Genomic DNA, 26,122 nt, shown 5'->3' on the forward strand with positions numbered 1-26,122 from the left:
TATGGATTGGCTGCTGCATCCAGACCCAATACTTCATCAGCCGTCGTATAGCCGACAGTAATCATCAGTAATCATCAGAATTGGCGCAGTTTCGCCTGCGGCCCGATAGCTCTGACAAAGCGCCAGACCGCTGACACGAGGAAGCATCCAGTCCAGAATCAGCAGGTCATACGCCTTTTCTCAAACATCAGCCATTGTGCCGTTTCTCCATCTCTGACAGCATCCACAGCATGGCAAGACGGAGTGAGAACCGTTTACAGGGAATTAGCTAATGACCACCTCTGTGCTGAGTCGCCCCTACAGCACCAAAGATAAGCTGCAAGCCAAAACCCTAAGTATCCAAAAAACCTAAATATCCAGGTCAGTAAGGTTGAGCTTCGGGCCGTAGGTTTCAATGAACTCGCGGCGAGGGGCCACGCGATCGCCCATTAGCACGGTAAAGATGCGGTCGGCTTCGGCAGCATCTTCAATTTCTACGCGCTTGAGCGTCCGGCTGTCGGGGTTCATGGTGGTGTCCCAAAGCTGCTGCGGCATCATTTCGCCCAGACCTTTGAAGCGCTGAGTTTCCACTTTGGCGTTTTCGGGGAAGCTGGCAATGAGCTGATCCCGTTCGCGATCGCTGTAGCAGTAGTAGTGGTTGCGGCCGCGCTCGATCTTGTAGAGCGGCGGGCAGGCGATGTAGACATAGCCTTGATCCACCATTGCTCGCTGATAGCGATAGAAAAACGTGAGCAGCAGGGTGCGGATGTGTGCGCCGTCCACATCTGCGTCCGTCATGATGATGATGCGGTGATAGCGCAGTTGCGATGCGTCAAACTCTTCGCCCTTGATGCCCAGACCCAGCGCCGTAATCAGCGCCTGAATCTCCGTGTTTTTGTAGATCTTGGCATCGTCTGTTTTTTCAATATTGAGGATCTTACCCCGCAGCGGCAGGATGGCCTGAAAGCGGCGATCGCGCCCTTGCTTGGCAGAGCCGCCCGCCGAGTCGCCTTCCACAATGAAAATTTCTGACTCGCCCGGATCGCGAGAGCTACAGTCTGCTAACTTACCCGGCAAGGTGGAAGATTCCAGCACCGACTTGCGGCGCACCAGTTCCCTTGCCCGCCGCGCTGCCTCTGCCGCGTTGAAGGCCTGGATTGCTTTTTCGAGAATCGCGTCGGCTACGTTGGGGCGAAAGTCGAGGTACTCGCTCAGGGCCTCGCCCACTAGCGTATCCACAATGCCGCGCACTTCCGTATTGCCCAGCTTGGTTTTTGTCTGTCCTTCAAACTCAGGGTCAGGCACTTTGACGGAGATCACGGCCGTCAAGCCCTCGCGGACATTTTCACCCGCCAGATTAGAGTCGGATTCTTTCAGCTTGTTGCGTTTGCGGGCGATCGCATTCATCGTCCGCGTCAGCACTGCCTTTAGCCCCTCTAGGTGCGTCCCGCCGTCTACCGTGCGGATGTTGTTGGCAAAGCCTAGCAGGTTATCGGAATACGCATCCACGCACCATTGCAGCGCCACCTCCACTTCTACGTTGTTGCGCTCACCCTGCACGTAGATAATCTCTTCGTGGAGCGGCTGCTTTTCGTGGTTCATATATTCCACGTATTCCCGAATGCCGCCCGCATAGTGGTAGGTTTCGACTCGCGGCTCGTCGCTTTTCAGCAGTTCCAGGCGATTGTCGGTAAAGGTAATTTCTACGCCCGCATTCAGATACGCCAGCTCCCGCAGACGACCTGCCAGCGTGTTGTAGTCAAACTCGATGCCCGTGGTAAAGATTGCAATATCGGGCATAAAGGTGACAGACGTGCCTGTGCGGTTCTCTTTGTAAGGCTGAATGTCCATCTCGCCTTTGGTGAGACCCCGCTCAAAGCGCATCTTATGCACTTTCTTGTCGCGCCAGACCGTGACCTCTACCCATTCCGACAGCGCATTCACCACCGAAATGCCCACGCCGTGCAGACCACCCGACACTTTATAGCCGCCCTGGCCAAACTTGCCGCCTGCGTGCAGAATCGTCAGCACCGTCTCCAGGGCCGATTTGCCCGTGCGCGGGTGAATGCCTGTAGGAATGCCCCGACCGTCGTCAGTTACCGTGACTGATCCATCTGCGTTGAGGGTGACCTGGATATGTTTGCAATAGCCAGCTAGCGCTTCGTCTACCGAGTTATCCACCACCTCGTAGACCAAGTGATGCAGCCCCCGCGGCCCCGTGCTGCCGATATACATCCCCGGACGCTTGCGAACGGCTTCCAAGCCCTCTAGGACTTGAATTTGTTCGGCATCGTAGTTGGTCGTCATGGATGAAGCGCTCCAAACGTTAGCTTAATAGAGAAACCTAGAGAGAATTTCTAGAGAGAATTTATAAACTGAGCAGGTCATGAACCGAATCGAGCAGGCTTCCTGATGGTTTACTGACAGCTTCCTAATCGTTCACTGAACAGTTCACTGATGATCTGCTGATTGGGCGGGTGTGCCGCTTCCGGTGAACGGGTCTAAGACGCGCTGGTCTAAAATAGGGATTGCCTGTCTGTGGCGATCGCCCAATAAATTGACTTCAAAGCTCAACCAGACGCAGAAACACCAAATCTGTCCAAAATTATAGCACAAAAGGCTTAGATGCGCTTCCAGGGGCAGCAGGAGCAAGGTTTGACTTGGCAATCCAGATTTCCTTTTTGAGGCTTCTTCGATGCTTCTTTGGGTGCCCTTGGTGTTGTCTGTGGTTTGCCTGAATTGAGCAGTGCTTCAGACCCCTGTGGCTGAGATGGCTGAGGGGCGATCGCCCTGATCGCGATTGCACCATCGAAATCACTCTCCAAATCTAGCCAGAAGGTTCACCATCATTCATTTTCAGGCTGCTACATTCCCAACTTCCCACCTTGCATTATAATACCCCTGTACTAAACTCATCTTTCCCCATTTTAATCGTAATCTGTGGGCCCACAGCCACCGGAAAGTCGGGTCTGGCGCTAAATCTAGCGCCTCGGCTCAACGGCGTAATTCTCAACGCCGACTCCCGCCAAGTGTATCGCGAATTTGATATCGGCACTGCAAAACCTTCTTCTCAAGAACAGCAGCAAGTTCCGCACTATTTATTAGATATTTGTGACCCCACGCACACGCTCACGGTCGCCGAGTATCAGCAGCAAGCCACCGAGTTGATTGAAGCCTGCCATCGCGGGCAAGAAACCATCAGCGTGTCAGAGGTTGGGAATGCTGGAGAACCTGCCCCCAGCGCCTCAACCCCCTTCCTGGTGGGCGGCACGGGCCTCTATATCCGCGCCATCACGCGGGGTCTCCGCATTCCCCAGGTAGCTCCCCAGCCAGACCTGCGATCGCAGTTGACCAGGCTGGGGCAGCCCTTCTGCTATGACCTGCTGAAGCAGGTAGACCCGGCATCTGCCCATAAAATTCACCCCCATGATCAGGTGCGGACGCTGCGATCGCTCGAAGTGTTTTATGTCACGGGTCGTCCCATGTCGGCGCAGCAGGGCGAACAGCCGCCCGCCTACCCCATTTTGCAAATCGGGCTGGACTGTCTGGCTCCCGCAGCCAAGGGCGATCCCGACCCGCTGATGCAGCGCATCCAAAAACGCACCGTGCAGATGGTGAACCAGGGCTTTGTAGACGAAGTGGCGGGTCTAGTGGCGAAATACGGCGCGGAGTTGCCGCTGCTGGATACGCTGGGCTATCGGGAAATGCGGCAATATTTGGCGGGTGAGGTGTCGCTGGCGGAGGCGATCGCCCTCACCGCCCTGCACACGCGCCAGTTTGCCAAACGCCAGCGCACCTGGTTTCGCGCTGATCCGTCCATCCACTGGTTCGACACCGAAGATCCAGAACTGGTCGAGCGCGTCTGGGCCCAGATTCAGCAGTTTATGGCAACGCTCTCCGCCCAAGCCTGAGATTCATTCTTCTAAGCGAAACTAGGCAACAATGGCTGGAAGCCCCGCAGACGCTAGATTCGCACCCCAAAATCGCAAATCCAAAATCTAAAATCCAAAATCTAAAATCGACTAATCCCAACTTTCGATCTGCGCTGCAAGCTCTGTGAATCCTTTGCAATATTCAGCAACGCTGTAAAGCGGCTGTGCTAGGTTGGGAGCGTTCTTGGGCGGGAGGCTTGCCCCATGGCCACCGACTATCTGCTGTTTGTGCATGGCGTGAACGTTCGCCCCCAGCGGGCCGATGCAGACAGCGCCAACTACGCGGAACCCCTGATTCACCAGATCACCCGGCTCAACCAGGCGGCTGCCAGCCCCCTCACGCTCAAAATGCAGGAGTTGCAATGGTATAGCCTGATGAAGCAGGCAGAGGCCGAGCTAAAAGACCTGTTTGCGCGATCGCCCGACTGGTCGAAATTCTGGTTCCGAGACTTCCGCGAAACGCGGATTATTCCCTTCATGGGCGACGCGGCCCTCTACATCAGCCGCTACATCGGCTCAGAAGTGGCAAAGCTGCTGCTGGCCCAATCGCTGCAATTTCTGGCAAATCGACAGACGGGCGATCGCCTCCACCTCATCACCCACAGTTGGGGCACGGTCATCCTGTTCGACATTCTCTTCGCCGGCCGCTGGGACGACTCCAAAATCCCTGGCTATCAAGACGTACAAACCATCCGCAGTGCGCTCTTTGGCGTGGAACCCAACCTGGCCGACGGCATTCCCATCACCAGCATCCACACGATGGGTTCCCCCATTGCCCTGGCCAACCTGATCAACCTCAAGCGCGAGGAGATGGCCCCTGCGACGCTCACGATTCAGGAAACGCGAACTGTATTTACCCACGACATCACGCTAGGACTGGAGAAGTTTCTGGCTGCGCTCTATCAGCAGCGCCAGCGTCCCCTCCCCTGGAAAAACTACGCCCACCCTGGCGACCCGATTGCCTATCCGCTGGCTACCGTGATCCCGCAACTGCTCGCACCCCAGGGGGCAAAAGCAGACTACTTGAACATTCAAGACGTGCTAACCAGCGGCGGCGGCCCAATGGAGTGGGTTGCCAGTCCTTTCAAAAGCACCTTCCTCTCCCTGGCAAACGGCGGCAGCGCCCACGGCAGCTATTGGAACAGCAAGCAGGTCGCCCAGACGATTTTGGCAACCGTGAGAGCGGGGGGCTGATGACGTATTGCGATGCGGAGCGCGGCGCGGTTCCTGCATGACTCCGTTGTCTCACGTCCCAATTCCCTGAGCCACCGCCTGCAAATTACGCAATACTGGAGAGAAATCTTAGAACACTTTAGAACAACTAGAAAAGTAGGGCACGATGGAGCTGCGAGGGATTAATACGTCACTGCTGGAATGGTCAGGCGATCTGCTGGTGGTGGGTCTGTTTGAAGACGGCATAGACCTGGGCGGCGACCTGGCAGCGCTGGACGAAAAGCTGGCCGGCACGCTACAAGAACTCATTGCCGAAGTCGAGTTTAAGGGCAAGCCAGAGAGCAGCGCGGCAGCCCGCGTCGGGTCAAACAGTCCGGTGCGAAAAGTTGGCGTGGTGGGGCTGGGCAAGGCCGAGACTCTGACGCTGGACGGGCTGCGGCGGGCCGCGGCGGCGGTGGCGCGGCTGGCCAAGCGCGAAAAGGCAAAGACGCTGGGCCTGAGTCTGCCGCTGTGGAATCAGGATGCCAGCGCAACGGCACAGGCGATCGCCGAAGGAATTGAACTCACCCTGCATCAGGATAGCCGCTTCAAATCGGGCGAGGATGACAAAAAAGCGCCCCCGCTAGAGCGAGTAGACCTGCTGGGGCTAGAAGGGCAGGACGCTGCGCTGACTCGGGCCCGTCAGATTTCGCTGGGCGTAATCCTGGCGCGGGAACTGGTGAGCGCTCCGGCCAATATCGTCACGCCGATTACGATGGCGGAAACGGCAGAGGCGATCGCCCGCGAATATGGGCTGGAGATCGAAATTCTGGAGCAGGCCGAATGCGAAAAACTCGGCATGGGCGCGTTTTTGGGCGTGGCCAAAGCATCTGACCTGCCGCCCAAGTTTATCCACATGACCTACCGGCCCGCAGGCACGCCCCGCAAGAAGCTGGCCATCGTTGGCAAGGGACTTACCTTTGACAGCGGCGGGCTAAACATCAAGGGCGCAGGCAGCGGCATCGAAATGATGAAAACCGACATGGGCGGCGCGGCGGCCACCTTTGGCGCGGCCAAGGCGATCGCCCAGATTCAGCCGGATGTAGAAGTCCACTTTATCAGCGCGGTCACGGAAAACATGATCAGCGGCCACGCCATGCACCCTGGCGATATCCTCACCGCCTCCAATGGCAAGACGATTGAAATCAACAACACCGATGCCGAAGGACGGCTGACGCTGGCGGATGCGCTGGTGTTTGCCGAAAAGCTGGGCGTAGATGCGATCGTCGATCTGGCGACGCTGACGGGCGCGTGTATTGTGGCGCTGGGCGAAGACATGGCCGGTCTGTGGAGTCCTAGTGACGAACTGGCGGCGGCCATCCTGGCGGCGGCAGAACCCGCAGGCGAAAAGTTCTGGCGAATGCCGCTGGAGGAAAAATACTTCGACGGCATGAAGTCGGTGGTGGCCGACATGAAGAACACGGGCCCACGCGCAGGCGGCGCGATCACGGCGGCGCTCTTCCTGAAGCAGTTTGTGAAAGACACGCCCTGGGCACATCTGGACGTGGCCGGCCCCGTGTGGATCGACAAAGACAGTGGCTATAACAATGCGGGCGGCACTGGCTTCGCAGTGCGGACGCTGGTGAACTGGGTGCTGAGCTAAGCCACGGGAGTCCTTCTGCCCAATCGCCATGCTGGAACTGCACTGCCACACCACCTATTCCGACGGAACGCTGACCCCAGCGGAACTGGTGCAAGCAGCGGTGACAGCGGGCGTGCGGGCGCTGGCAATTACCGACCACGACACGCTGGCGGGCTGGGAAGAGGCGATCGCCGCTGCCCGCCAGTGGGCTTTAGACCATGCTTTAGACCATTCTCTCGAAATCGTCCCTGGCGTAGAACTGAGTACCGTTTGGGGCGATCGCTCTTTGCACCTGCTGGGCTTTTATCCCAACCCGGCCCAGCTTGCGCCCGTGCTGCAAGACCACATCGCCGGCCGCAAACGCCGCGCCCAGCAAATCCTCGACAAGTTAGCCGCTTTGGGCTGTCCCGTTGAAATGCCGGAACTGGGTGTGGGCATGGCTCCCGGCCGGCCCCACATCGCCAAAGCGCTGGTGGATGCAGGCTATGTGCAAACAGCGCAGGAAGCCTTTGAGCGGTTTCTGGGGGACGACGGCCCTGCCTATGTGCAATACGAAAAGTTTTTGGCGACGGATGGAGTGCGTCTGCTGCGCGAGTGCGGCGCAGTGCCCGTGTGGGCGCATCCCCATCTGTTTCGTGGGGGGCCGCTAGAAGAGACGCTGACGGCGCTGCTGGATGCAGGACTCATGGGTTTGGAGGTGTATCACCCGTCCCATACGCCTGGTCAAATTGAGCGACTGGCAGCCCTGTGCGATCGCCATTCGCTGCTGAAAACGGGCGGCAGCGACTATCACGGCCCCGGCGAGTCTGCCGACCAGCCCTATCTCCTCAACCGCTTCAACCTGCCGCTGTGCCTGCTGTTGCCGCTGCAACGCGCTGCCCAAGCCCTTGTTCCGCAGACCTGCGAGTTTGAGGCAAGATCCGGGTCAATAGGAAAATAGTCACGCCCAGACTGGGTTTCCGGGTCTTCCTATATCTCTAGAGGTAGATTGCCCAGGTATGATGAGGCAGTTAATACTAGTTAATACTATGGTAAGGGCGAGGTTTACAAAGCGTAACGACTGCCGGAAGGCGATCGCCCGCACTCCATGCCCTCTTGATGCGCCGGGTTTGCACGGCTCAGGCTTTTTCTGCAAGCCGCCCGTAATTCGCCAACTTCACGCCCAATTCTCGCCCAATTCTCGCCCCACGCTGGTCTTCTGCTAACCCTGACTCGTCGCTGACTTCCGCAGCAGTCTCCAGCCGGAATTCTGCGCCTGGGTTTCGCGCCTGTCCGCCCCTGTTTGGCGAAGCGCCTCCCTCAAGCCTTTCAAGTCTTTCAAGTCTCTAGAAGATTCAGATTCGCTTTTAGCCTCCAGCTACTTTGCCCTCAAGCCCTGTCCTCAAACTTGATTGTCCCCAAACTTGATATTTATGCTGCGCTCTCTCTCGTCTCTCTGGAATCGTCAGCCTGTGGAGGGCGGTCGTCCGCCTCGCGGTTCAAACCTTGCCCTGTTTCTCGCCTGTTCTCTGGTGGGGCTAGTGGCGATCGCCGGATGCCGCATTCCCTCGGAAACGGCGCAGGCGCAGCAGGCCCAGCCAGGGCAGGCAGGCGGCCCCGGCGGCGGGCGACCGGGCGGCGGGCCGGGTGGGCCAGGGCAAGGCGGCCCGGCTTCGGTGGAAACGGCGATCGCCCGCTCTGGGGCCTTGCAAGAAGCGCCCACCTACACAGGCACAACGCAACCCGTGCGGCAGGCATCGCTGCGATCGCAGGCAGAGGGGCGGCTCCTGGAGTTGGGCGTAGATGTGGGCGACTCGGTGCGAGAGGGCGAAGTAGTGGGACGGTTGGATAGTCGGCTGCTGTCTGCCGCCGTCAGCCAAGATCGGGCAGAACTGGCCGCTCTGGAATCGCAGGTGGCCCAGGCTCAGGCAGAAGTGAGCGATGCCCGCGCCCAGGCGGCCCAGTCCGAAGTCGAGCTTCAGCAGGCCCGGATGGACAGCGATCGCCTGCAAAAGCTGGCCGCTGAGGGAGCCATTTCCCAGCAGCAGGCAGACCAGGCAAAAACCGCTGCTCTTTCAGCGGAACAGGTGTTTCGCTCTGCCCAAGAGCGCATCCGCACTCGCGAACAGGCGGTCGTGGCAGCCCAGCGCCGCGTCCAGGCGCAGCAGGCCACCGTCGCCGAAACCCGCGAACGCCAGACCTTCAGCCTGCTGACCGCGCCCCTCACGGGCATCGTCTTGGAGCGGCTAACGGAGCCGGGCAACCTGGTGCAACCGGGCAACGAAGTGCTGAGGGTTGGCGACTTCAGCGCCCTCAAGGTGGCCGTGCAGGTATCGGAGCTTGACCTAGGGCAACTCCGGGTCGGCCAGGCTGTTGAAGTCCGACTGGATGCCTTTCCCGATGAACCCTTTGCAGGCCGCGTCAGCCGCATTTCTCCCGCCGCCGACCCTGCCTCTCGTCTGGTGCCCGTGGAGGTGGTGATTCCCAACTCCGGCAGCCGCCGACTGGGAAGCGGACTGCTGGCACGAGTGCAGTTTCAGGTAGGGCAAGCCGGCCGCGTGGTGATTCCCGAAGAGGCGCTGGAAGCAGGCGGCGAGGGCAACGACTCGGTGCTGTTTGTGGTGGAAGGCGATGGTGCAGAAGCCAGAGCCGTCGCTCGCCCCGTGCAGGTGGGCGATCGCGCTAACGGTCGCATCGAAATCCTCTCCGGCCTCCAGCTCGGTGAATCCTTTGTCCTCCGCAGCAGCCGCCCCCTAGAAGACGGACAGCCCGTGCGGTTAAGCATTCTGTCTGAAGGGTGAGGGAGGGACGGAAAAAACGAAAAACGAAAAACGAAAAACGAAACTTCTTCTCTCTTCGTTCTTCTCTCTTCACTCTTCTCTCTTCACTCTTCTCCCCCCCCTCACCCATGACCTCCCTCAGCACCCTCTCCATCCGCCGCCACATCGGCACGCTCATGCTTACCCTGACGGCCATCGTCCTGGGAGTTTTCTTCTTGGTGCGGCTGCCGGTGGATTTGCTGCCGTCGATTACCTACCCGCGCATCGGGGTGCGGGTGGATGCGCCGGGGGTTGCGCCAGAGGTGGCGGTAGACGAGATTACGCGACCGCTGGAGCAGGCATTTTCGGCCACCGATGGCGTGCAGCAAATCTATTCCCAAACGCGGGAGGGACAGGTCAGCGTAGACCTCTACTTTCGTCCTGGGGGCAATATCGATCGCGCCTTAAACGACGCAACGGCTTCCTTCAACCGCGCCCGCAGCCGATTGCCCAACACGATTCAAGAGCCGCGAATTTTCAAGTTTGACCCGTCCCAGCTTCCGGTGTATGAGTTTGCGCTGACATCCGATTCGCTCCAGTCGGTTGATCTGCGCGTGTTTGCCGACGAAGAACTGGCACGGGAACTGTCGGTGGTGCCGGGGGTGGCTAGTGTAGATGTGTCGGGCGGCGTGCGCGAAGAGGTGCAGGTCAATGTAGACATCAATCGTCTGCAAGCGCTAGGCGTGGGCTTGACCGATCTGCTCAACGCGCTGCGGGGGCGCAATCAGGACGTATCGGGTGGTCGCTTGCGAGGCGGGGAAGCAGAAGTGCTGATCCGCACCGTCGGACGGTTCCAGTCGGCAGAGGAACTGCGGAACCTGTCGCTGCCCGTGAACGGGGCCAGCAGCGCGTCTGGCGGCGAGGCATCGACCAGCAGTTTTCCAGAAGCGCGGCGCGTCTACCTGCGAGATGTGGCGCAGGTGGTGGATGGCACGGAGGAACAGCGGATTTTTGTGACGCTGAACGGCGACCCGGCGGTCAAGGTCAGCATTCAAAAGCAGCCCGATGCCAATACGGTGTCGGTGGTAGAAGGCGTAAAGCAGCGGCTAGCAGAACTGGAGCAAGCGGGACTCTTCCCAACGGGCATGGCGGTTCGCACCACCCTGGACGAGTCGCGGTTTATTCGCAACTCGATTTCCAACGTGGCCATGTCGGGACTGATTGGGGCGCTGCTGGCGGCGATCGCCGTTCTTCTGTTTCTAGGCTCACTCCGCCAAACCCTGATCATCGTATTCGCCATTCCTCTGGCCACGCTGATTGCGATTTTGCTCATGGGCACCTTCGGGCTGACGCTGAATGTGTTTAGCCTAGGCGGTCTGGCGCTGGGCGTGGGCATTGTGGTGGACAACTCCATCGTGATGCTGGAGAGCATCGTGCAGGGCGTAGAGGCCGCCAAGCGTCGCCGCGCCGTAAACAGCATTGAGACTGCTGAATACTTCGCGACCGAGGATGGGGAAATACCGGATGAATCGAACAGCGACGGGCATGATTACGGTTACGGCAATGGACATGGCAACGGTCACGGTTCCAGCAATGGATATGGAAATGGCAATGGAAATGGCAATGGACATGGCAACGGGAATGGAATCGGAAATAGCAACGGCAACGGGAATGGGAATGGGGATGGCAACGGGATTCATGCCAGCCGTGGACACGACTATGGCCCCAGCAGCGATGCTGAATATGTGACCCGTGGACGCACAGGCAAACGGGTCAGCGCGACGGCGTTTCTCCTGCGGCAAGCGGAACTAGCCAGCCAGCAGCTAGAGTCGGCGCTAGTCGCGTCTACAACCACCAACCTAGTGTCTGTGTTGCCCTTTTTGCTGATTGGCGGTTTCTTTTCGCTGCTGTTTAGCCAGTTGATTCTCACCATTAGCTTTGCGGTGGCGGCTTCGCTGATCGTGGCGCTGACGGTGGTGCCCATGCTGACCTCGCGGCTGCTGGCGGTGCGCTGGTCGAGCCGGGTGGGCGATTCGGCTCCGCTGCGGGCGTTTCGAGCGCGACTGGCCGACGCGACCCATACCTATGTGCGGGGGCTATCGTGGGTGCTGCGGCATCGGCTGGTGGTGATTGGGCTGGCGATCGCCCTGTTTGGCGGCACGAGCTTCTGGATGGCGGGTCAGTTGCCGCAGGAGATTCTGCCCCGCATCAACACGGGCCAGGCCCGGCTCAACGCCCAGTTTGCCCCCGGCACAACCCTGGAAGACAATCGCCGAGTGATGGCAGCAGCGGATCAAATTTTGCTGCAACAGCCCGAAGTGGAGTATCTCTTTTCCACCGCAGGCGGTTCGCTGTTTGGCACAAATACCAACGCCAACCCCCTGCGCGGCTCCAGCACCATTACCCTAAAGCGAGGAACCAATGTGGCTGAGTTTACTGAGCGGATGACCGCCGAACTGAATCGGCTAAACCTGGTGGGAACGCGCCTGCGGCTGAGTCCAGAATCGGTGCGCGGGCTGATTGTGAATAACTCGCCTGTGCGCGGGGCCGATGTGGATATCCTGCTCCAGGGGAGTGATACCCGTGCCCTACAGCAGGCAGGGCGCGAAGTGCTGGCGGCGCTCGATTCACAGGCCAGGCAGGCCCGCTATCGCCCCGATGCGGATCAGGCACAGCCCGAAATCCAGGTGCGCCCAGACTGGGAGCGGGCTTCGCAGTTGGGACTTTCCACCGAAGACATTGGCGACACGATTCAGACCGCCATTACCGGATCGGTTCCGACCCAACTTCAGCGGGGCGATCGCCTGGTGGATATCCGCGTGCAGCTTGCCGACAATGCCATCCAGCGCCCGGCCCAGCTTGCCCAACTGCCCGTCTTTACGAGCGGTAGACAGCTTGTGCGGTTGGCCGACGTGGCGCGGATCGAGGCTGGCGAAGCGCCCGGAGAAATTCAGCGCATTAACCAGCGACAAATTGTTCAAATCGTAGGCAACCTGGTGGATGGCGCAAACCTCAGCGATGCGATCGCCGAATCAGACGCGATCCTGGCAGGATTGACGCTGCCCGAAGGCGTGAGCCGCCTGCCCAGCGCCAGTGCCCAAAGCGCCCAGGAAGTGCGTTCATCCCTAATTCTGCTGGGAGGACTGGCCGCCTTTCTGGTGTTTGTGGTGATGGCGGTGCAATACAACTCGCTGGTTGATCCGCTGGTGATCATGCTGACGGTTCCCCTAGCGCTGGCGGGCGGCATTTTCGGCCTGTTCTTGACCCAAACGGCGATCGGCGCGACGGTGATTGTGGGCGCGGTGCTGCTGGTGGGCATCGTGGTCAACAACGCCATCATTTTGGTAGAACTGGCGAATCAAATCCGCGAAGAGCAAGGGTTAGACCACCGCAGCGCCATGCTGCAAGCCGCGCCGCAGCGCCTCCAGCCCATCCTGATGACCACCATTACCACTGTGCTGGGGATGTTTCCGCTGGCGCTGGGCATTGGCGAAGGGTCAGAATTCCTGCGGCCGCTGGGCATTGTCGTGTTTTCTGGTCTGTCGCTGGCGACGCTGCTGACGCTGTTTATCATCCCTAGCTTCTATACACTGCTGCACGAAGTGCCCTGGGCCAAAGGCGCAACGCTGGGCGCAAAGCGGCTGCGGCAACTCAGCGGATCGACTCGCAAGCAGCCGTTGACCAAGTAGGCAGAGACGCTAGCCCAGCCCCGGTCTGCCAGGGTTGCAACGATCCGTAATTTTCCGTAATTTTTAGCTTGCGACGACCTGACCCGATCCGAGCTACAATTTCGGGACGAATTCGGGTTGTCTGGAGGATCAGTCCAGACAGCAGATGTTTGCCATGCGAAGGGCGATCGCCCTGTAGCTTGGCCCTATCTGTGGGGAAAGTCCGGTGCAAATCCGGCGCTGTGCCGCAGCTGTGAATGAGCGGTTCGATGAGGGCCTGAGGGCCCATCACAGAACCCGCCTCAAAGTCAGAATGCCCGCCCGATGCCGCCCATTACAATGCCCGCGATGCACGGGTCGAGGTAAAGATGCAACATTTAGAACGGCCGCAGCCTCCGAACGCGGAGGTTCACGAGCCTGCGCTTCGTTTGGCGATCGCCCCGCCGCCGACTCCCCTTCCGGCCATGGATTGCGTCGGTACGGTGCTGTCGTCGATCGCCCTTACGCCAACGATTCAGGCCATTCGCCTACATCTGGATCAGCCAGCCTTCCGGTTTTTGCCGGGGCAGTCGGTCTGGCCCCGATTTCAGCGAAACGGCAAGCAGTTCAGCAAGATTTACTCCATCGCGTCGTCGCCCTCGCGCTGCCCAGAGGTGGAATTGTGCGTGTCGCGGGTGGGCTGGAGTTCTGCCTATTTGCAAGATTTACCCGTCGGTGGGGCGATCGCCCTGCGCGGCCCCTACGGCTTGATGACGCTGGCGCACCTTCCCGACCGACCGCGCCTCTACATTGCTGAAGGGTCTGGGATTGCCCCCCTCAAAAGTCAGATCGACTGGCTCTATGAGCAGGGCTTCGACCAACCTGTGTGGCTGGTGCAGGCAAATCCAGAAACGCCAGACTGTTTGCCCTACCAGGCCGATTGGCGATCGCTCTCGCAGCGGTGGCCGACATTTGGCTATTTACCCACCCGTCCAGACCAGATTCGCCAAACCTTAAGCCAGATGCACCTTGACTGGCGAGGCGTGGATGTGGAGATTTGCGCGGTGGGCGATCGCCCGGCCCAGCTTCAGGACGTAGCAGTGCTGCTGGGGGCTAAACTAGACCAGGTACGCTCAGAATCGTTTTACGCCTTTTAACTGCCCTTTAACCGCCCTTCTTAGCCGCCTGCGTTTTCCCATGACGACTCCGCCCGGTGACCCCCCTGCATCAAACGCCTCGCTGCCCAACGCCATCGAACCCAGCCCAACGGTTGCGTCTCCAGAGCCATCCGAAGCGCCTGCGGGCGATCGCCCAAACTTGGAAACTCAGCGCAGCGCCAGCTTTTGGAAGACCCAGCGAGAAAATGGGCTGGTCTTGGCGATCGCCCTTGCTCTGGCGCTAGTCATTCGGCTATTTGTGGCAGAACCGAGGTATATCCCGTCTGATTCGATGGTGCCGACGCTGCAAGTAGGCGATCGTCTAGTGGTTGAAAAAGTGTCCTATCGGCTGCATCCTCCGGCGCAGGGCGACATCGTGGTCTTCGACCCACCAACCCAGCTTCAGCAGTTGGGCTACGCGACCGATCAGGCGTTTATCAAGCGGGTGATTGGTCAACCCGGACAAACAGTGCAGGTTCACTTGGGCAAAGTCTGGATCGACGGAAAACCCCTGACGGAACCCTATATTGCCGAACCACCAGGCTATGAAATGCGTGCCGTAACGGTGCCGCCGGGCCACGTCTTTGTCATGGGCGACAACCGCAACAACAGCAACGATTCCCACGTTTGGGGCTTTTTGCCCGTTGAAAACATCATCGGTCGAGCCATCTTTCGCTTCTATCCGATCGCTCGCTTTGGCAGGATAGAAGCGCCCGCTCCTAGCGTGTCTGTCCTCCATCCAGCAGCACTTAGCGAATAGGGAAGCGCCCCGTCATCGGCAGCACTTCCCACCTTCGCTCAGCAAGCCTTTGGGCTGAATTTAGATCACGCCAACGCCCTTGCTGCGATTGTCGCCATCTTCGGTCAACTTGCCGTCTTCATCGGTATCGTTGATTTCGGCGAGTTCGGCGGCGCGGGCGGCTTCCTCTGCCTCTTCCTTCGCCTTCAGGTCACCCGGCACCTCGTAATACATTTCGGGTTCAACGGCGAAATTATTCACCAGGCCCTCGTTGTCTACTGTATAGCCCGCAGCCGTGTCGATGTCGCCTTCAGCAGTCGGGGTTTGCTTGTAGTTCTCGCCTTCTCGCTCTTTGCGGGCGGCAGTTTCAGCGGGGATAATCCCGCGATCATAGGTGTCCCGTTCGACTCGTTCGTTCGTTGACATAAAAATTGTCCTCCAATAGATTTGCAAGCAGTCTTGAGGGAAGGGTTTTAAGGGCGATCGCCCGATTTTCAAACCCCCAGCAAGAACCTCAAAGAAGGCTCAAAGAAAACGTAAAGAAAACGTAAAGAAAACGTAAAGAAACCCAAAAACTTCAAATCGAAGCCCAGTCTTTAGCCCAGTTCTTGCTAATTGCCCTGATCGATCTCCTGAGTCCACACCTGACTTAAACGTGTGGATTCGGATCGACTTCGGGCACAATATCAGGACGTTCCTTATCTTCCCAGCCCGTCGGACGGCGAGAGTTATACCAAGCAATCGACCCCAAACCTGCCGCAGCCAAAAAGCCAATCACAAATACCGCAGCCAGAGACACGCCCGCACCTTCTTGGGCAGCAGAAACCGCAGGTTCTACTAAAAACAAAGCATTAAAACTCAGCATGTTTAGCACCTCAACTCAGAGATCATTAGCGCGAGATTGAGATACATTGGCGACCCAAACATTGCCCTTTCAACTATTAATTTGGGGCAGCGTGATAACCTTTAATCGCTGTTTCAATCTTGCTGTATCACAGCATAAATCGATGAGCTGTTATCGGTATCTCCCACAGGGAGTGTTGGGCGATCGCCCCTAGTTATAGGTTTGAGACGGGCTTTTCCATCTACAGGAATATAAAGCCCCCATTTCTGAGGGTGGGTGTATAGCTTCCCGTGCGATCGCCATAGGTAGCGACATCCAGGCATCGTGACTGCGGCAATCCCCAGGCTTCTCGCGCTATTCTGGCCTCATCTCGATTTAAGAGAAAACGGATGCAGTTGAAGACTTCTGACGGGCTGCGTCTGCGAAGCGCGATTCAACCCCATCCTCATTGCAGGCGGGTAAGTTTCGACAGAGATGGGTAAGACACTAAGGCAAGCTATAGAGATAGCTATAGAAATATGGATAAGATTCGGCGGGTGCTGCTGGTCGGCGGCACACATGGCAACGAGTTGACGGGAATTTACCTGATCCGGAGATTTCAACACGCTCCCCAACTGATCTCGCGCCCCAGTTTTGAGACGATGACGCTGCTGAGCAATCTGGAGGCGATCGCCGCTGGAGTGCGCTATGTCGATCAGGATATGAACCGATGCTGCGATCGCGCCCATCTGGAACTGCCAGAACCCGTCGATTATGAAGTCCGTCGGGCGCAGGAGATCAACCGTCGCTTTGGGCCCTCCGGCTCCACACCCGCCGATGTCATTCTCGATATCCACAGCACCACGTCGAACATGGGGATGACGCTGATCCTGGATGATCACCACCCGTTCAAGCTGCGACTGGCAGCAGCCCTCAGCGCCCAGCAGCCCGACCTGCGGATTTATAGTTCGGCCAACTCAGGACGACAGCAAGACGCGCTGCGATCGCTCGGTCGGTTTGGCATTTGCCTGGAGGTTGGCCCAGTCGCTCAGGGCGTGCTACAGGCAGACCTGTTTCAGCGCACCGAGGCGCTGGTTCAACAAATCCTGGATGTACTAGACCAGCAAAATTGGCACGAGCCACTGCCCAAGGTGCAGCCCTTGACCACTCAACCCGTCACCACTCAACCCGTCACCACCCACCCCGTCACCATGCAGCCGCTAACGGTTTATCAATACCTAGGCACAGTGCCCTATCCCAGAGATACCGAAGGACAGATCACTGCAATGATTCATCCCCACCTCCAGGGGCGGGATTATGAAAGCTTGAACCCAGGGGACCCTATATTTCTCTCACTAACTGGAGAAACGCTGCTCTACACGGGCGAAACGGTCGTATTTCCCGTGTTTATCAACGAGGCCGCCTACTATGAAAAAGATATTGCAATGGTGCTGACGCAGCGGCACGATCTTCAGGTGGATTTTGCAGAAAGCCTATAAATAGACCCTGTAGATAGAACCAAATAGACCCTGTAGATAGAACCGCTACGAGCAGAACCGCCTGGGCAGAAGGCAATCAGCCAACGCTATTGCACCCGAATGCGCGACAGAATCGCCCCGCGATAGTAATGCGTCACGATGTCTCGATAGCTGGAGCCTTGGGAGGCCATGCCAAACGCACCATACTGGCTCATGCCAATGCCGTGCCCAAAGCCCCGCCCCGTCACCCGGAAGCTGAGGGGAGCCGCTGCGCCCTGCGCGCTGGCCACCTGACCCGCCTGGGGTTGAATTGTAAACAGAGTGCTGCGGAGATTCAGCGCCTGCCGCATCTGGTCGCCCGTTAGCTCTCTGCTGCCTGAGTCCCCCACCACGCGCACTCGCCGCAACCGCTGATTGGGCGAAGCCTGAACCAGTTCAAACCGGAGGATATTTCCAACGCCCGTAATGCGCTGCCGCATCTGCTCAGCCGTAAAGGTTTCCGTCCACTGAAACACGGGAGCTGCTTGGTCATAGTCGGGCACGCCGCGCAGGTAGGGCAACGGACTCACCCACACATCTTCGGAGTTTTCCGTATGGCCGCCAGAGGAGGAGTGATAAACCGCGTTGATGAGTTGTCCATTGTAAGTTAGCACTTGCCCACGGGTTGCTCGCACAGCAGCGATCGTGCTGCTGGCTTCTTTTTCTGCGCCGCCATAGGCCTGCCAGCGTGTAGTGTTGCCCAAGTCGAAAACAGTGTTGCCGCTGTTCTGCCGCTGATAGAGGGCATAGGTGCGGGCGGCAACGGCCTGGGCCTTCAGGGCCTCTAGATGCCAGCTTGCGGGCATTTCGCTGCCTACCACACTGTAGAGGTATTCCTCCAAGTCAACATAATTTACAGCGGTTAGCCCAGAGGAGGTAGGCACCACTAGCACTCGCCCGCGATAGTAGCGACCGCGCGTGTTGTCGTTGGGGTTGTCGATGTAGACAAATCCGCCGTTTTGCGGCTCTAGCCAGACGGCGCTGAGTTGCCAGTCGTTGATTTTCAGACCTGCGGTGTCGGGAGTGGCGATGAGAGATGTTCCCTGGGGTAGCTGCCCCAGCACTCGCCCGGAGCCATCCTTGAGAACAGAGGCGGTGTTGCTGCCAATTTGCACGGCGGGCACATCGCGCTCGATCGACACACGCAGGTCAAGCTCGGCGCGGGCAGGGGCGATCGCCACCAGCCACAGCACTGCCGTCAGCCACCAGGAGCGTTTGCCCAGTTTGAAACCCAGCTTGACGAGGGCTTGCAAAAAGCCTGTGTATTTCAGCGTTTGAATCACAACAACCTCACACCGACAGAGACAGATTGTTCAGGATCAAGAACAAAATTGAAGACAGATGGGACTGGTTTTTCGGGGATTACAGGCGAAACAATCGAAAAATTCGCAGCAAAACCGTCGCTACGATTCTTTACAGAAGGGTATCACGGAATGTTGGGTTGAATGCAGGGTGAGGGCGTTGGCGCAGCCTTGCGGAGCAATATCGCCCCCGTTCTCTGTACTCACCCCCAGTTACATAGCTTTGCCTAAAGACCTGCAACCCGTGAGCATCAACGCTTTTCAGGGCAAGGCACACGTAAACCCCACTTTGTAAAGTTTCGATGAATCTCCCAAAATGTAGTCTTCCTTCTTTAGACCGCGTAATCTGCCTAATTAGTTCCAGCCAGAAAACCCCAGCTAAAGCGTTTATGATGCTTGGGTGATGTTTTTTAGATCTGCTTTTTAGAAAGGATTTTGAGGCAACTATGAATACCAAATCTAGTTACACCTCTGCTGATAAACCAGCGTTGACATGCAAATTGGCGTGCGGGTTAGCGGCTTTGGCGATGGGGCTGACGAGTGTGGGCATCGCGCATCCTGGTCTGGCGCAGGTCAGCGTGGCCCGCCCGCAGGTGGCGCAGGCAACCCCCCTTAGTGGGAGCTGGCGGCTCGTGTCGATGGCTGGGATTGAGCCGGGAGTGCCGTCGCAAGATGTGCGGCTGACGGCGGAGTTTGTGGGCGATCGCCTGTCTGGGTTTGGCGGCTGCAATCAGTTCACCGGCCGCTATCAAACCACAGGAAGCCAGTTAAGCATTAGTCCCCTAGCCTCGACCCAACGCGCCTGCGAGAGCTTTTTGATGGATCAAGAGTTTCGCTATCTGACGGCGTTGCAGGGCGCTCAGCGCTATGAAATTAATCCCCAGGGAATCTTGATCGTTTCGTATCAAAACGAGCGTGAATCGGGAGAATTGCGCTTTGCGCCGATCGCCGTTCGGGGTCTGTGGTAGAACCAATTCGCATGATGAAGGATTGGGGCTTGAGGGCTTTGACGCTCCATCACGCGGTTTTTTGACAAATGACTCCACTCTCCAGTTCCGCTCTTGTTCCGTCTCTCGCAAACCAGACTCCATCACGCGGTTTTTTGACAAATGACTCCACTTCCTCCAACCCCACGATTTGAAGCTATGGTTTTTCGCTGGGATGGGTCAGATTGACTGAGGACGGGCGCTTTGTGGGGGCATTGGGCGGCGCGGCTGGTGGCGGCGCGGCTGGTGGCGGCGCGGTCGGGGGTGTGGATGCGGTGGGCGGTTGGGCGATCGCCCCGTACATAAACAGTTCCACCAGTGCCTCAATAAAACTCTCTCGACTCGGCCATAAATTATTAAATTCACTGGTAAATTCCAGGACTGCGTAGCCCAGCAGCATACTATTGAGCAGACTGGCCAATTTTTCAGTTGGCAGACAGGTTTGTAGTTGCTCATGCTCCATAATCGTCGCCAGGTATTGTGCCGTGTAGCGATTGGCCTGGAGCAGCCCCCGTCCCAGTGCGCGTCGGTTTTCATCAGGATAGTGCCCTGCTTCACCAATGAGCGATCGCACGAATTCCTGAATTTGTTCTAGCGCCTGTAGGTGAACATTGGCATAATCTTTGATGGCTTGCGAGGCGCTGCCCATTTGGGTCGATTGTTGGCCTAAGGCCATGCCCAAACGGCTCAGGGCCTCTTTGTCTTGCATCACCGCCAGCAGCAGCCCATGTTTATTGCCAAAGTGACGAAACAGCGTCACTTCATTTACACCGGCCTGTTCAGCAATTTGCCGCGTCGTGGTTTCTGCTACGCCCTGGGTTATGAATAAATCCACAGCAACCTGAATCAGGCGTTGGCGGGTGGAGGTGCGTCGATCCGACATAGACAAATGCAAGTGAAACTTGCACAGAAAGGTTGACTACTGCTAAGCTCAGGATGTAAGTAGCACTTGCATTACCCCTACTGTAGCGACATCTTTACCAAAAAGGCAGGATGCACCCCAGCGAGCTAGTTAAAAAGCCATCGGTATCTCTTGTTCAGGACATCTTTTAATCTCCTGCTCAACCGACCTTTTTCTTCTGGAACCTGTTTATTAGCTAAATATTGCGATCGCCCAGTAGGCCTGCAAGCCTCATCACTAAGGATGATCTATGTCATTGATTTCATTTAGCCCCACGCTCAAGGGTGTCAAACTACCCCCGTTGAGTTGGGGACACGTCTTTTTCTTTGGGGTGTACCACATTCTTGCGCTCACTGCCCCATTCCACTTCTCCTGGGCAGCCCTGGGGGTCATGCTGTTTTTGCACTGGCTCACCGCCAGCATTGGCATCTGTTTGGGCTATCATCGCCTGCTGACGCACCGCAGCTTTCAGGTTCCCAAATGGCTGGAATACATCCTGGGCACCATCGGCGCTCTCGCTGTAGAAGGCGGCCCCATCTTCTGGGTTGCAAGCCACCGCCTGCACCATGCCCACACCGAAGAGGAAGAAAAAGACCCCTACGCCGCCAGCCTGGGCTTTTGGTGGAGCCACTTGCTGTGGATGATCTTCCCCCGCGAAGAATTCTTTAACAAAGAAGCCTATCGCCGCTTTGCCCCCGATATGGCGCGTGACCCCTATTACCAGTTTCTCGATCGCTACTTCCTGTTCTTGCAAATCCCTCTAGCAGCCGTGCTATATGCCCTCGGCGGCTGGCAGTTTGTACTGTACGGCATCTTTGTCAGGACGGTTTTGGTGTGGCACAGCACTTGGTTCATCAACTCTGCCACCCATATGTTCGGCTATCGCAACTTTGACTCCGACGACAACTCTCGTAATCTCTGGTGGGCTGCCCTTTTTGCCTATGGCGAAGGTTGGCACAATAACCACCACACCTATCCCAACATGGCCAAAGCAGGTCTGCGCTGGTGGGAAATCGACATGACTTGGTGGGCAATCCAGGTGCTTCGCGCAACGGGACTGGCCAAGAAAGTGGTGATGCCGCCTTCCCAGGCGATCGCCAAGATCAGCCCTTCTACTTGAGCCACCTTTTGGCTCCGCAGCGCTCTCTAGCAATGCGAAGATGCCCCTAAGACGATTCTAAATGCACAAGCCGCTGCCAGAGTTTTCCCCTTGGCGGCGGCTTACGCAATAAAAGGCAGCATCCTCAGCGCAAGGATAGATTTATGCTAATACTTACAATTGATTGTCTTTAAGGTTAAATACTTCGTCATTTTTGCTTGAAATTCAAATTAAGTCCGTTTCGCTTTTTGTAAAGCAAGTGATGGAGGAAGCTCCAAGTCATTCTCTACTAAAATGCCCGCTGATAAAATGCCCGCTGAAATGTTAGCTCCCTGCAAGCAAATCGCAGCGAGATGCAACCGGACAATAGGTTCAGAAAGCTGGCATTTTGCCGCCATGATTGAAAGGCTGAGGGTGACAGATCCTCACCAGCCAGCACTTGCAGACCGCGAATATGTATATGTATTCTTTGAAACGAAAATTGAAGGATTTTCGCCAAATTGGCACTACAAACTTAAGAACATCTTAAAAGGCAGCGCAATTTGGAAATCTGCGAGTAATCTTATGGACAAGATACCTCCTAACTGCGTCTCCAGCCTCGCCCGCCTCCCTCTAGGCATTGATGGGTGAGGCTGATCTTTTTGGAAACTTAACGATATTTTTTGTTTTGTTGACGATTCCTGACAATCATTGTTAGGGTATGTTTGAACAGCTCTAGATGCATCAGCCTAATTCGAGGTCTGACAATTGCGGTGGTTTGCTAAGCTAGCCCCTCGAGATCCTTGTCTCGATCAGGGGGCTGCTTCTGGGGACATTACTCTATCCCGGTAGCATTTATGTTTAGCAGTGCGCGATGTGCGCGATCGCCCCTTTGTACAGCACACCAGAAGCGGAGGAACCATCCTTTGGGGCGTATCTTTCGTGCGGTAGAAGGCAGCTTTTCGAGCTGCCGCGTATAGTGAAATCGGTTCTGTCTAGGTTTCATGACATTGGCTCTACCGCACTCAACGAGGGGCACCTCTCAGCCCTAGCCCGTCAGCTAACTCCGTCGGCTTTGGGAGGAGACTGAAGCAAAGTTATTCAGTGTCCTCAGAACTGATAGAGCCTCCAGCTTGCACAGTCTGCCTGCTGGATCGTTGCATGTGGCGTTTTCTGAGGAGGCTACAAGTGGTTATAGGCGGATATAGAAGTTGGTAATTGGAAACGTCTCCTCTGGAGATTTTCTTCTCAGGATTCTCTGGTTTAGATGGAGTCCTTTGAGTTATTTCAAACAAGTCGGCTGGGGCAGGTCGCTTCATAGAAATGGGGCGGGTTCGCGCTGAACCTTTTGCGAGTTCTGAGCAGAACTCATGTTTCTAGGCCACTTGGCCGAGAAGGCTGCCGCCTCTGCGGAGGGTTCACCTCTGGTTTGGTGATAGCGATTGATGCTTCGATGGGCGATCGCCACCTGGGTCAGCAGTCTTGTTCTGACAGATTTAGGGAGTTGTATCTTCAAAATTCTGTCTTGTGAGTCTGGACAATGAAGCCAGAGTGCCGCTTGTAGGAGGGTTGTCTCCAAAGGGGCGCTGTATCAAGTGCGCTGGCTAAGCAGAAGCCGACTGCATTTCCTGCGCTGGCTTCTTTAGTAATTGAGTTGCTCGATCTCTGCCGGGTTCCCAGTTTTAGCGGGTTTGGCTTTTTAAGCTTTGTTTTGAAGTTCTGTCGGTCTATTGTTTCTGACGAGGTGAGTATTGTGAAGATTAAGTCAATGCTAATGCGTCTGCAAAATGCCCTGGGGCAGCCTGAGTTGGTGGAGCAAATGCTGCTGGCATCCGGCAGGACGGCGCTGGATGCCGCAGAAACCCAGTCAGATGAGACGGTGAATCTGGTCATTGGCTACAACGGATCGCCCAATAGCCAGGTGGCACTGGATTTAACGCTGTGGATTGCTCACCAAACCCGGCTGGCAACGCAGAAGCAGGTCATGGTGCATGTGGTGTACGTGGTCGATCGGCTGCTTAATGGGCGATCGCCCCAACCTTCTCAGAAATCGCAAAGAGCGCGATCGCGCCAAACAGCAACGCTAGAACGACAGACCGAGCGCGTCGGCAACACCCTGACCTTGCCTCGACTGACTCCGGCAGAATCGTTCGTCCCGCTCAGTACGCACATCCACTACCACGCCAACCCAGCTTGCCTGACCGATTGCCACATCAACCCTGCCGAACCACCAGCGCAAAATCTGCTGGAACAGGCCGACTGCATCCTCTGGCAGGCTCGCTGTCTGGCCGAAGAGTGGCGCGGCTCTCTGGAAGCACACCTCCGGTTTGGCGCGACGGATGTGGAACTCCATCAAGTTGCCCAAGAAGTGGGCGCGGATCTGATGGTGCTGGGCTGTAGCACCAAAGCTCATCCATTGGTCAACAAGCTAAGAGCCAACACACACTGCCCAATTTTAGGTATCCCAGAGCAGTTGGCGGGGGTTCGTCCGGTGGAGCGCGGATAGACTGCATTGGGCTGGATAGGGCTGAACAGGGTGCAGTTGGGAAAGGCTTATTTGTCCCGTCTGCGCCCATTGCTTTATGTCCGCTTCTATACAAACGGCTTTTGCTATGGGGACAACCCAGCGCCCTTGCGCCTGCGATCGCAGCACATTCCCCCACCCCCAACCGTCCTGGGGGCTTGATATAGTGAAGAGCGAGTGAGCCAAGTTGCAAAGGGCAGAGTGCAGGGCAAGCAAAATGTCCGGTTCAAACCTGCCACCTAAAAACCTGCCACCTAAAAACCTGCTACCTGAAGGTTGAGGCTGATTTCGCGCTGCCCTGACCAAGCAAAATCAAAATCCAGTGAACACAGATCCAGCGAACACAGATCCAGTGAACGCAGATCCAGTGAATACAGATCCAGCGAACACCTGATAGAGCGAGCGCAATAGACGTTTTGGTTATGCATCCCCCTGTTGACCCCGTTATTTTTGAATTTGGCCCGTTTGCGCTGCGCTGGTATGGGCTACTCATGGCGATCGCCGTGATTGTAGGGGCAACCGTCGCCAGTCGCGAAATAGAGCGGCGGGGGCATTCCTCCGACGACTTTTGGGACATGCTGATTTGGGTGCTGGTGCCAGGGTTTCTGGGGGCGAGGCTCTACTACGTGTTTATCCAATCGCCACGCGATCGCCTAGGAGACTACCTTTCAGACCCGCTTTCCATTTTTCGCGTATGGGAAGGCGGCATCCATATTTTTGGCGGGTTTATCTTTGGGGCGATCGCCCTCTGGCTCTATACCCGCGTCCGCAAACTTCCTACACTGGTTTTCTTAGATGCGATCGCGCTGGGGTTGCCACTGGCCCAGGCGATCGGTCGCTGGGGCAATTTCATTAACCAGGAGCTATACGGGCCGCCCACCAATCTGCCGTGGGGCCTCGCCATTGACTACAGCACCGATCCCGCGAAAAACCGCCGCATCCCCCCGTATGACGATATAATCCTGTATCCTGAAAGCACACGATTTCATCCCCTCTTTCTCTACGAGTCGCTGTGGAACCTGGCCGGCTTTGTCCTGTTGCTGTGGATTTCCCGTCGGTTTGCACGCCAGCTTCGTCCAGGCGACTTGCTATTGGTCTATCTCATTTGGTATCCATTAGGGCGCTTTTTCATCGAGTTCTTGCGAACCGACTCATGGTTCTTTCCAGGCACACCCTTCAACACGGTACATTTGCTGAGTGCTGTTGCTTTGATTGTCGCCAGCATTTTGCTCTATCGGCGACATCAATCAGCCCCCTCCCAGTCTTAAACTTCTGATATTGACTTGATACCGTCTATCGACACTGCTGGTTTACCAGTCTCCAGAGCAAATTCATGCGGTTCAAGATTGCTAACCAGTGAATAAATTCACCCGATCAGGTTCAGTCAAAATAAGGAGGTCAGATTCTGTGGACAAGGGTACGCTGACATATAGATAAGAGAGAACGCTCATGGACTCCTACTTGGATTTACTGGTTCAGGAGATTGTTCAGGCAGCACAGCCCGAAGAAACGCCTGTAAAACCGAAAAAGCAGCCGAATCCACCCACAGATGAGCTTCCTGCCGAGTCTCACCTCGACCTGTTGCTGCAAGATATTCGCAACATTGCAGATTCTTCATCTGACCCATAGCTTTGGCACAGAGGTTCAGAGACTGGGATCTGTCTTGCTTCTGTCGTCTTGAGGCATTGTATTGAGGCTAGGTGACGCAACTTCTGCTGCTAGTTGGAGCGCCGTTTGGGTCAGGAACGATTTAGGCTGAAAATCGTTTGAACGGCACGAAATTTAATCAGAGTTCTCGTTCACTCTGCAAAAGCTGCCCAGTTTTTTGACTCTCAGGACTCACGTAATGGGTGGGTTCTCGCAAGTTGCGCCTCAACAAATTTTCTGGAATGCAGGCATTCTTCGCCAGCGCGTCAGTCCTGACGCAATGCGAGTTCCTTAAAATGCCAGTTCCTTAAGCAGTCGAGCAGCAGTCGATTCCCTCCAAGTCGATCCCCTCCAAAAAG

General features: G+C 56.8%; 20 protein-coding genes, 1 pseudogene and 2 riboswitches. Of the genes and pseudogenes, 15 read left to right on the forward strand and 6 right to left on the reverse strand.

Going from position 1 to position 26,122, the window contains the following annotated elements:
• Positions 1-5: 5 nt before the first annotated feature.
• Both HNI00_RS22270 and gyrB read right to left on the reverse strand, forming a co-directional pair.
• Positions 6-233, reverse strand: a pseudogene (locus HNI00_RS22270) (response regulator); the annotation flags it as partial.
• Between the two features lie 115 nt (positions 234-348).
• Positions 349-2,286, reverse strand: coding sequence for a DNA topoisomerase (ATP-hydrolyzing) subunit B (gene gyrB / locus HNI00_RS21585; protein WP_297078731.1), 1,938 nt, complete (start codon positions 2,284-2,286; stop codon positions 349-351).
• 578 nt (positions 2,287-2,864) lie between these two features.
• On the opposite strand from gyrB, the gene miaA reads away from it, so the two are divergent.
• The 8 genes from miaA (at position 2,865) to lepB (ending at position 15,007) form a co-directional block, all read left to right on the forward strand.
• On the forward strand, positions 2,865-3,890 hold the full coding sequence (gene miaA / locus HNI00_RS21590; protein ID WP_316789388.1) for a tRNA (adenosine(37)-N6)-dimethylallyltransferase MiaA: 1,026 nt from the start codon (positions 2,865-2,867) through the stop codon (positions 3,888-3,890).
• Between the two features lie 225 nt (positions 3,891-4,115).
• A complete protein-coding gene (locus HNI00_RS21595; protein WP_316789390.1) occupies positions 4,116-5,105 on the forward strand; it encodes a hypothetical protein in 990 nt (329 codons plus the stop codon).
• Between the two features lie 145 nt (positions 5,106-5,250).
• Positions 5,251-6,726, forward strand: a complete 1,476-nt coding sequence (locus HNI00_RS21600; protein WP_316789392.1) for a leucyl aminopeptidase — start codon at positions 5,251-5,253, stop codon at positions 6,724-6,726.
• Positions 6,727-6,754: 28 nt separating this feature from the next.
• Entirely contained in the window at positions 6,755-7,645 is an 891-nt protein-coding gene (locus tag HNI00_RS21605; RefSeq protein WP_316789394.1) for a PHP domain-containing protein, read from the forward strand.
• 472 nt (positions 7,646-8,117) lie between these two features.
• Complete coding sequence (locus HNI00_RS21610) at positions 8,118-9,485, forward strand: efflux RND transporter periplasmic adaptor subunit (protein ID WP_316789396.1); 1,368 nt, start codon at positions 8,118-8,120, stop codon at positions 9,483-9,485.
• 107 nt (positions 9,486-9,592) lie between these two features.
• Positions 9,593-13,132: an efflux RND transporter permease subunit gene (locus HNI00_RS21615; RefSeq protein WP_316789398.1), complete on the forward strand. Its 3,540-nt coding sequence runs from the start codon at positions 9,593-9,595 to the stop codon at positions 13,130-13,132.
• 144 nt (positions 13,133-13,276) lie between these two features.
• A riboswitch (cobalamin riboswitch) is annotated at positions 13,277-13,450 on the forward strand.
• 29 nt (positions 13,451-13,479) lie between these two features.
• A complete protein-coding gene (locus tag HNI00_RS21620) occupies positions 13,480-14,247 on the forward strand; it encodes an FAD-binding oxidoreductase (RefSeq protein ID WP_316789400.1) in 768 nt (255 codons plus the stop codon).
• A 40-nt stretch (positions 14,248-14,287) separates the two neighbouring features.
• Positions 14,288-15,007 (forward strand): signal peptidase I, encoded by a 720-nt coding sequence (gene lepB / locus HNI00_RS21625; RefSeq protein WP_316789402.1) that lies wholly within the window; start codon positions 14,288-14,290, stop codon positions 15,005-15,007.
• Between the two features lie 60 nt (positions 15,008-15,067).
• Here the strand turns inward: lepB and HNI00_RS21630 are convergent, their stop codons facing one another.
• The gene (locus HNI00_RS21630) at positions 15,068-15,412 is read right to left on the reverse strand and encodes a hypothetical protein (RefSeq protein WP_297082983.1); all 345 of its coding nucleotides are present in this window, start codon (positions 15,410-15,412) and stop codon (positions 15,068-15,070) included.
• Between the two features lie 223 nt (positions 15,413-15,635).
• Complete coding sequence (gene psb35 / locus HNI00_RS21635) at positions 15,636-15,851, reverse strand: photosystem II assembly protein Psb35 (protein ID WP_316789405.1); 216 nt, start codon at positions 15,849-15,851, stop codon at positions 15,636-15,638.
• Between the two features lie 497 nt (positions 15,852-16,348).
• On the opposite strand from psb35, the gene HNI00_RS21640 reads away from it, so the two are divergent.
• On the forward strand, positions 16,349-17,308 hold the full coding sequence (locus HNI00_RS21640) for an aspartoacylase (protein WP_316789407.1): 960 nt from the start codon (positions 16,349-16,351) through the stop codon (positions 17,306-17,308).
• A gap of 86 nt (positions 17,309-17,394) precedes the next feature.
• Here the strand turns inward: HNI00_RS21640 and HNI00_RS21645 are convergent, their stop codons facing one another.
• Positions 17,395-18,609, reverse strand: coding sequence for a SpoIID/LytB domain-containing protein (locus HNI00_RS21645; RefSeq protein WP_316789409.1), 1,215 nt, complete (start codon positions 18,607-18,609; stop codon positions 17,395-17,397).
• A gap of 545 nt (positions 18,610-19,154) precedes the next feature.
• Between HNI00_RS21645 and HNI00_RS21650 the strand changes: the two genes are divergently transcribed.
• Complete coding sequence (locus HNI00_RS21650; RefSeq protein WP_316789410.1) at positions 19,155-19,595, forward strand: META domain-containing protein; 441 nt, start codon at positions 19,155-19,157, stop codon at positions 19,593-19,595.
• A gap of 175 nt (positions 19,596-19,770) precedes the next feature.
• Here the strand turns inward: HNI00_RS21650 and HNI00_RS21655 are convergent, their stop codons facing one another.
• Positions 19,771-20,496 carry a TetR/AcrR family transcriptional regulator gene (locus tag HNI00_RS21655; protein ID WP_316789412.1) on the reverse strand — a complete coding sequence of 242 codons (726 nt, stop codon included), beginning with the start codon at positions 20,494-20,496 and terminating at the stop codon, positions 19,771-19,773.
• A 268-nt stretch (positions 20,497-20,764) separates the two neighbouring features.
• On the opposite strand from HNI00_RS21655, the gene HNI00_RS21660 reads away from it, so the two are divergent.
• From HNI00_RS21660 to HNI00_RS21680, 5 genes are all read left to right on the forward strand, one after another.
• The gene (locus HNI00_RS21660) at positions 20,765-21,634 is read left to right on the forward strand and encodes an acyl-CoA desaturase (RefSeq protein ID WP_316789414.1); all 870 of its coding nucleotides are present in this window, start codon (positions 20,765-20,767) and stop codon (positions 21,632-21,634) included.
• 273 nt (positions 21,635-21,907) lie between these two features.
• Entirely contained in the window at positions 21,908-22,243 is a 336-nt protein-coding gene (locus HNI00_RS21665; protein ID WP_316789416.1) for a hypothetical protein, read from the forward strand.
• Between the two features lie 224 nt (positions 22,244-22,467).
• Positions 22,468-22,682, forward strand: a riboswitch (cyclic di-AMP (ydaO/yuaA leader).
• A 663-nt stretch (positions 22,683-23,345) separates the two neighbouring features.
• On the forward strand, positions 23,346-24,098 hold the full coding sequence (locus HNI00_RS21670) for a universal stress protein (RefSeq protein WP_316789418.1): 753 nt from the start codon (positions 23,346-23,348) through the stop codon (positions 24,096-24,098).
• Positions 24,099-24,538: 440 nt separating this feature from the next.
• Positions 24,539-25,384 carry a prolipoprotein diacylglyceryl transferase gene (lgt, locus tag HNI00_RS21675; RefSeq protein ID WP_316789420.1) on the forward strand — a complete coding sequence of 282 codons (846 nt, stop codon included), beginning with the start codon at positions 24,539-24,541 and terminating at the stop codon, positions 25,382-25,384.
• Positions 25,385-25,565: 181 nt separating this feature from the next.
• The gene (locus HNI00_RS21680) at positions 25,566-25,745 is read left to right on the forward strand and encodes a hypothetical protein (protein ID WP_297075911.1); all 180 of its coding nucleotides are present in this window, start codon (positions 25,566-25,568) and stop codon (positions 25,743-25,745) included.
• Positions 25,746-26,122: the final 377 nt, after the last annotated feature.

Source organism: Thermoleptolyngbya oregonensis NK1-22, from assembly GCF_032705245.1.
Classification (GTDB): domain Bacteria; phylum Cyanobacteriota; class Cyanobacteriia; order Elainellales; family Elainellaceae; genus Thermoleptolyngbya; species Thermoleptolyngbya sichuanensis.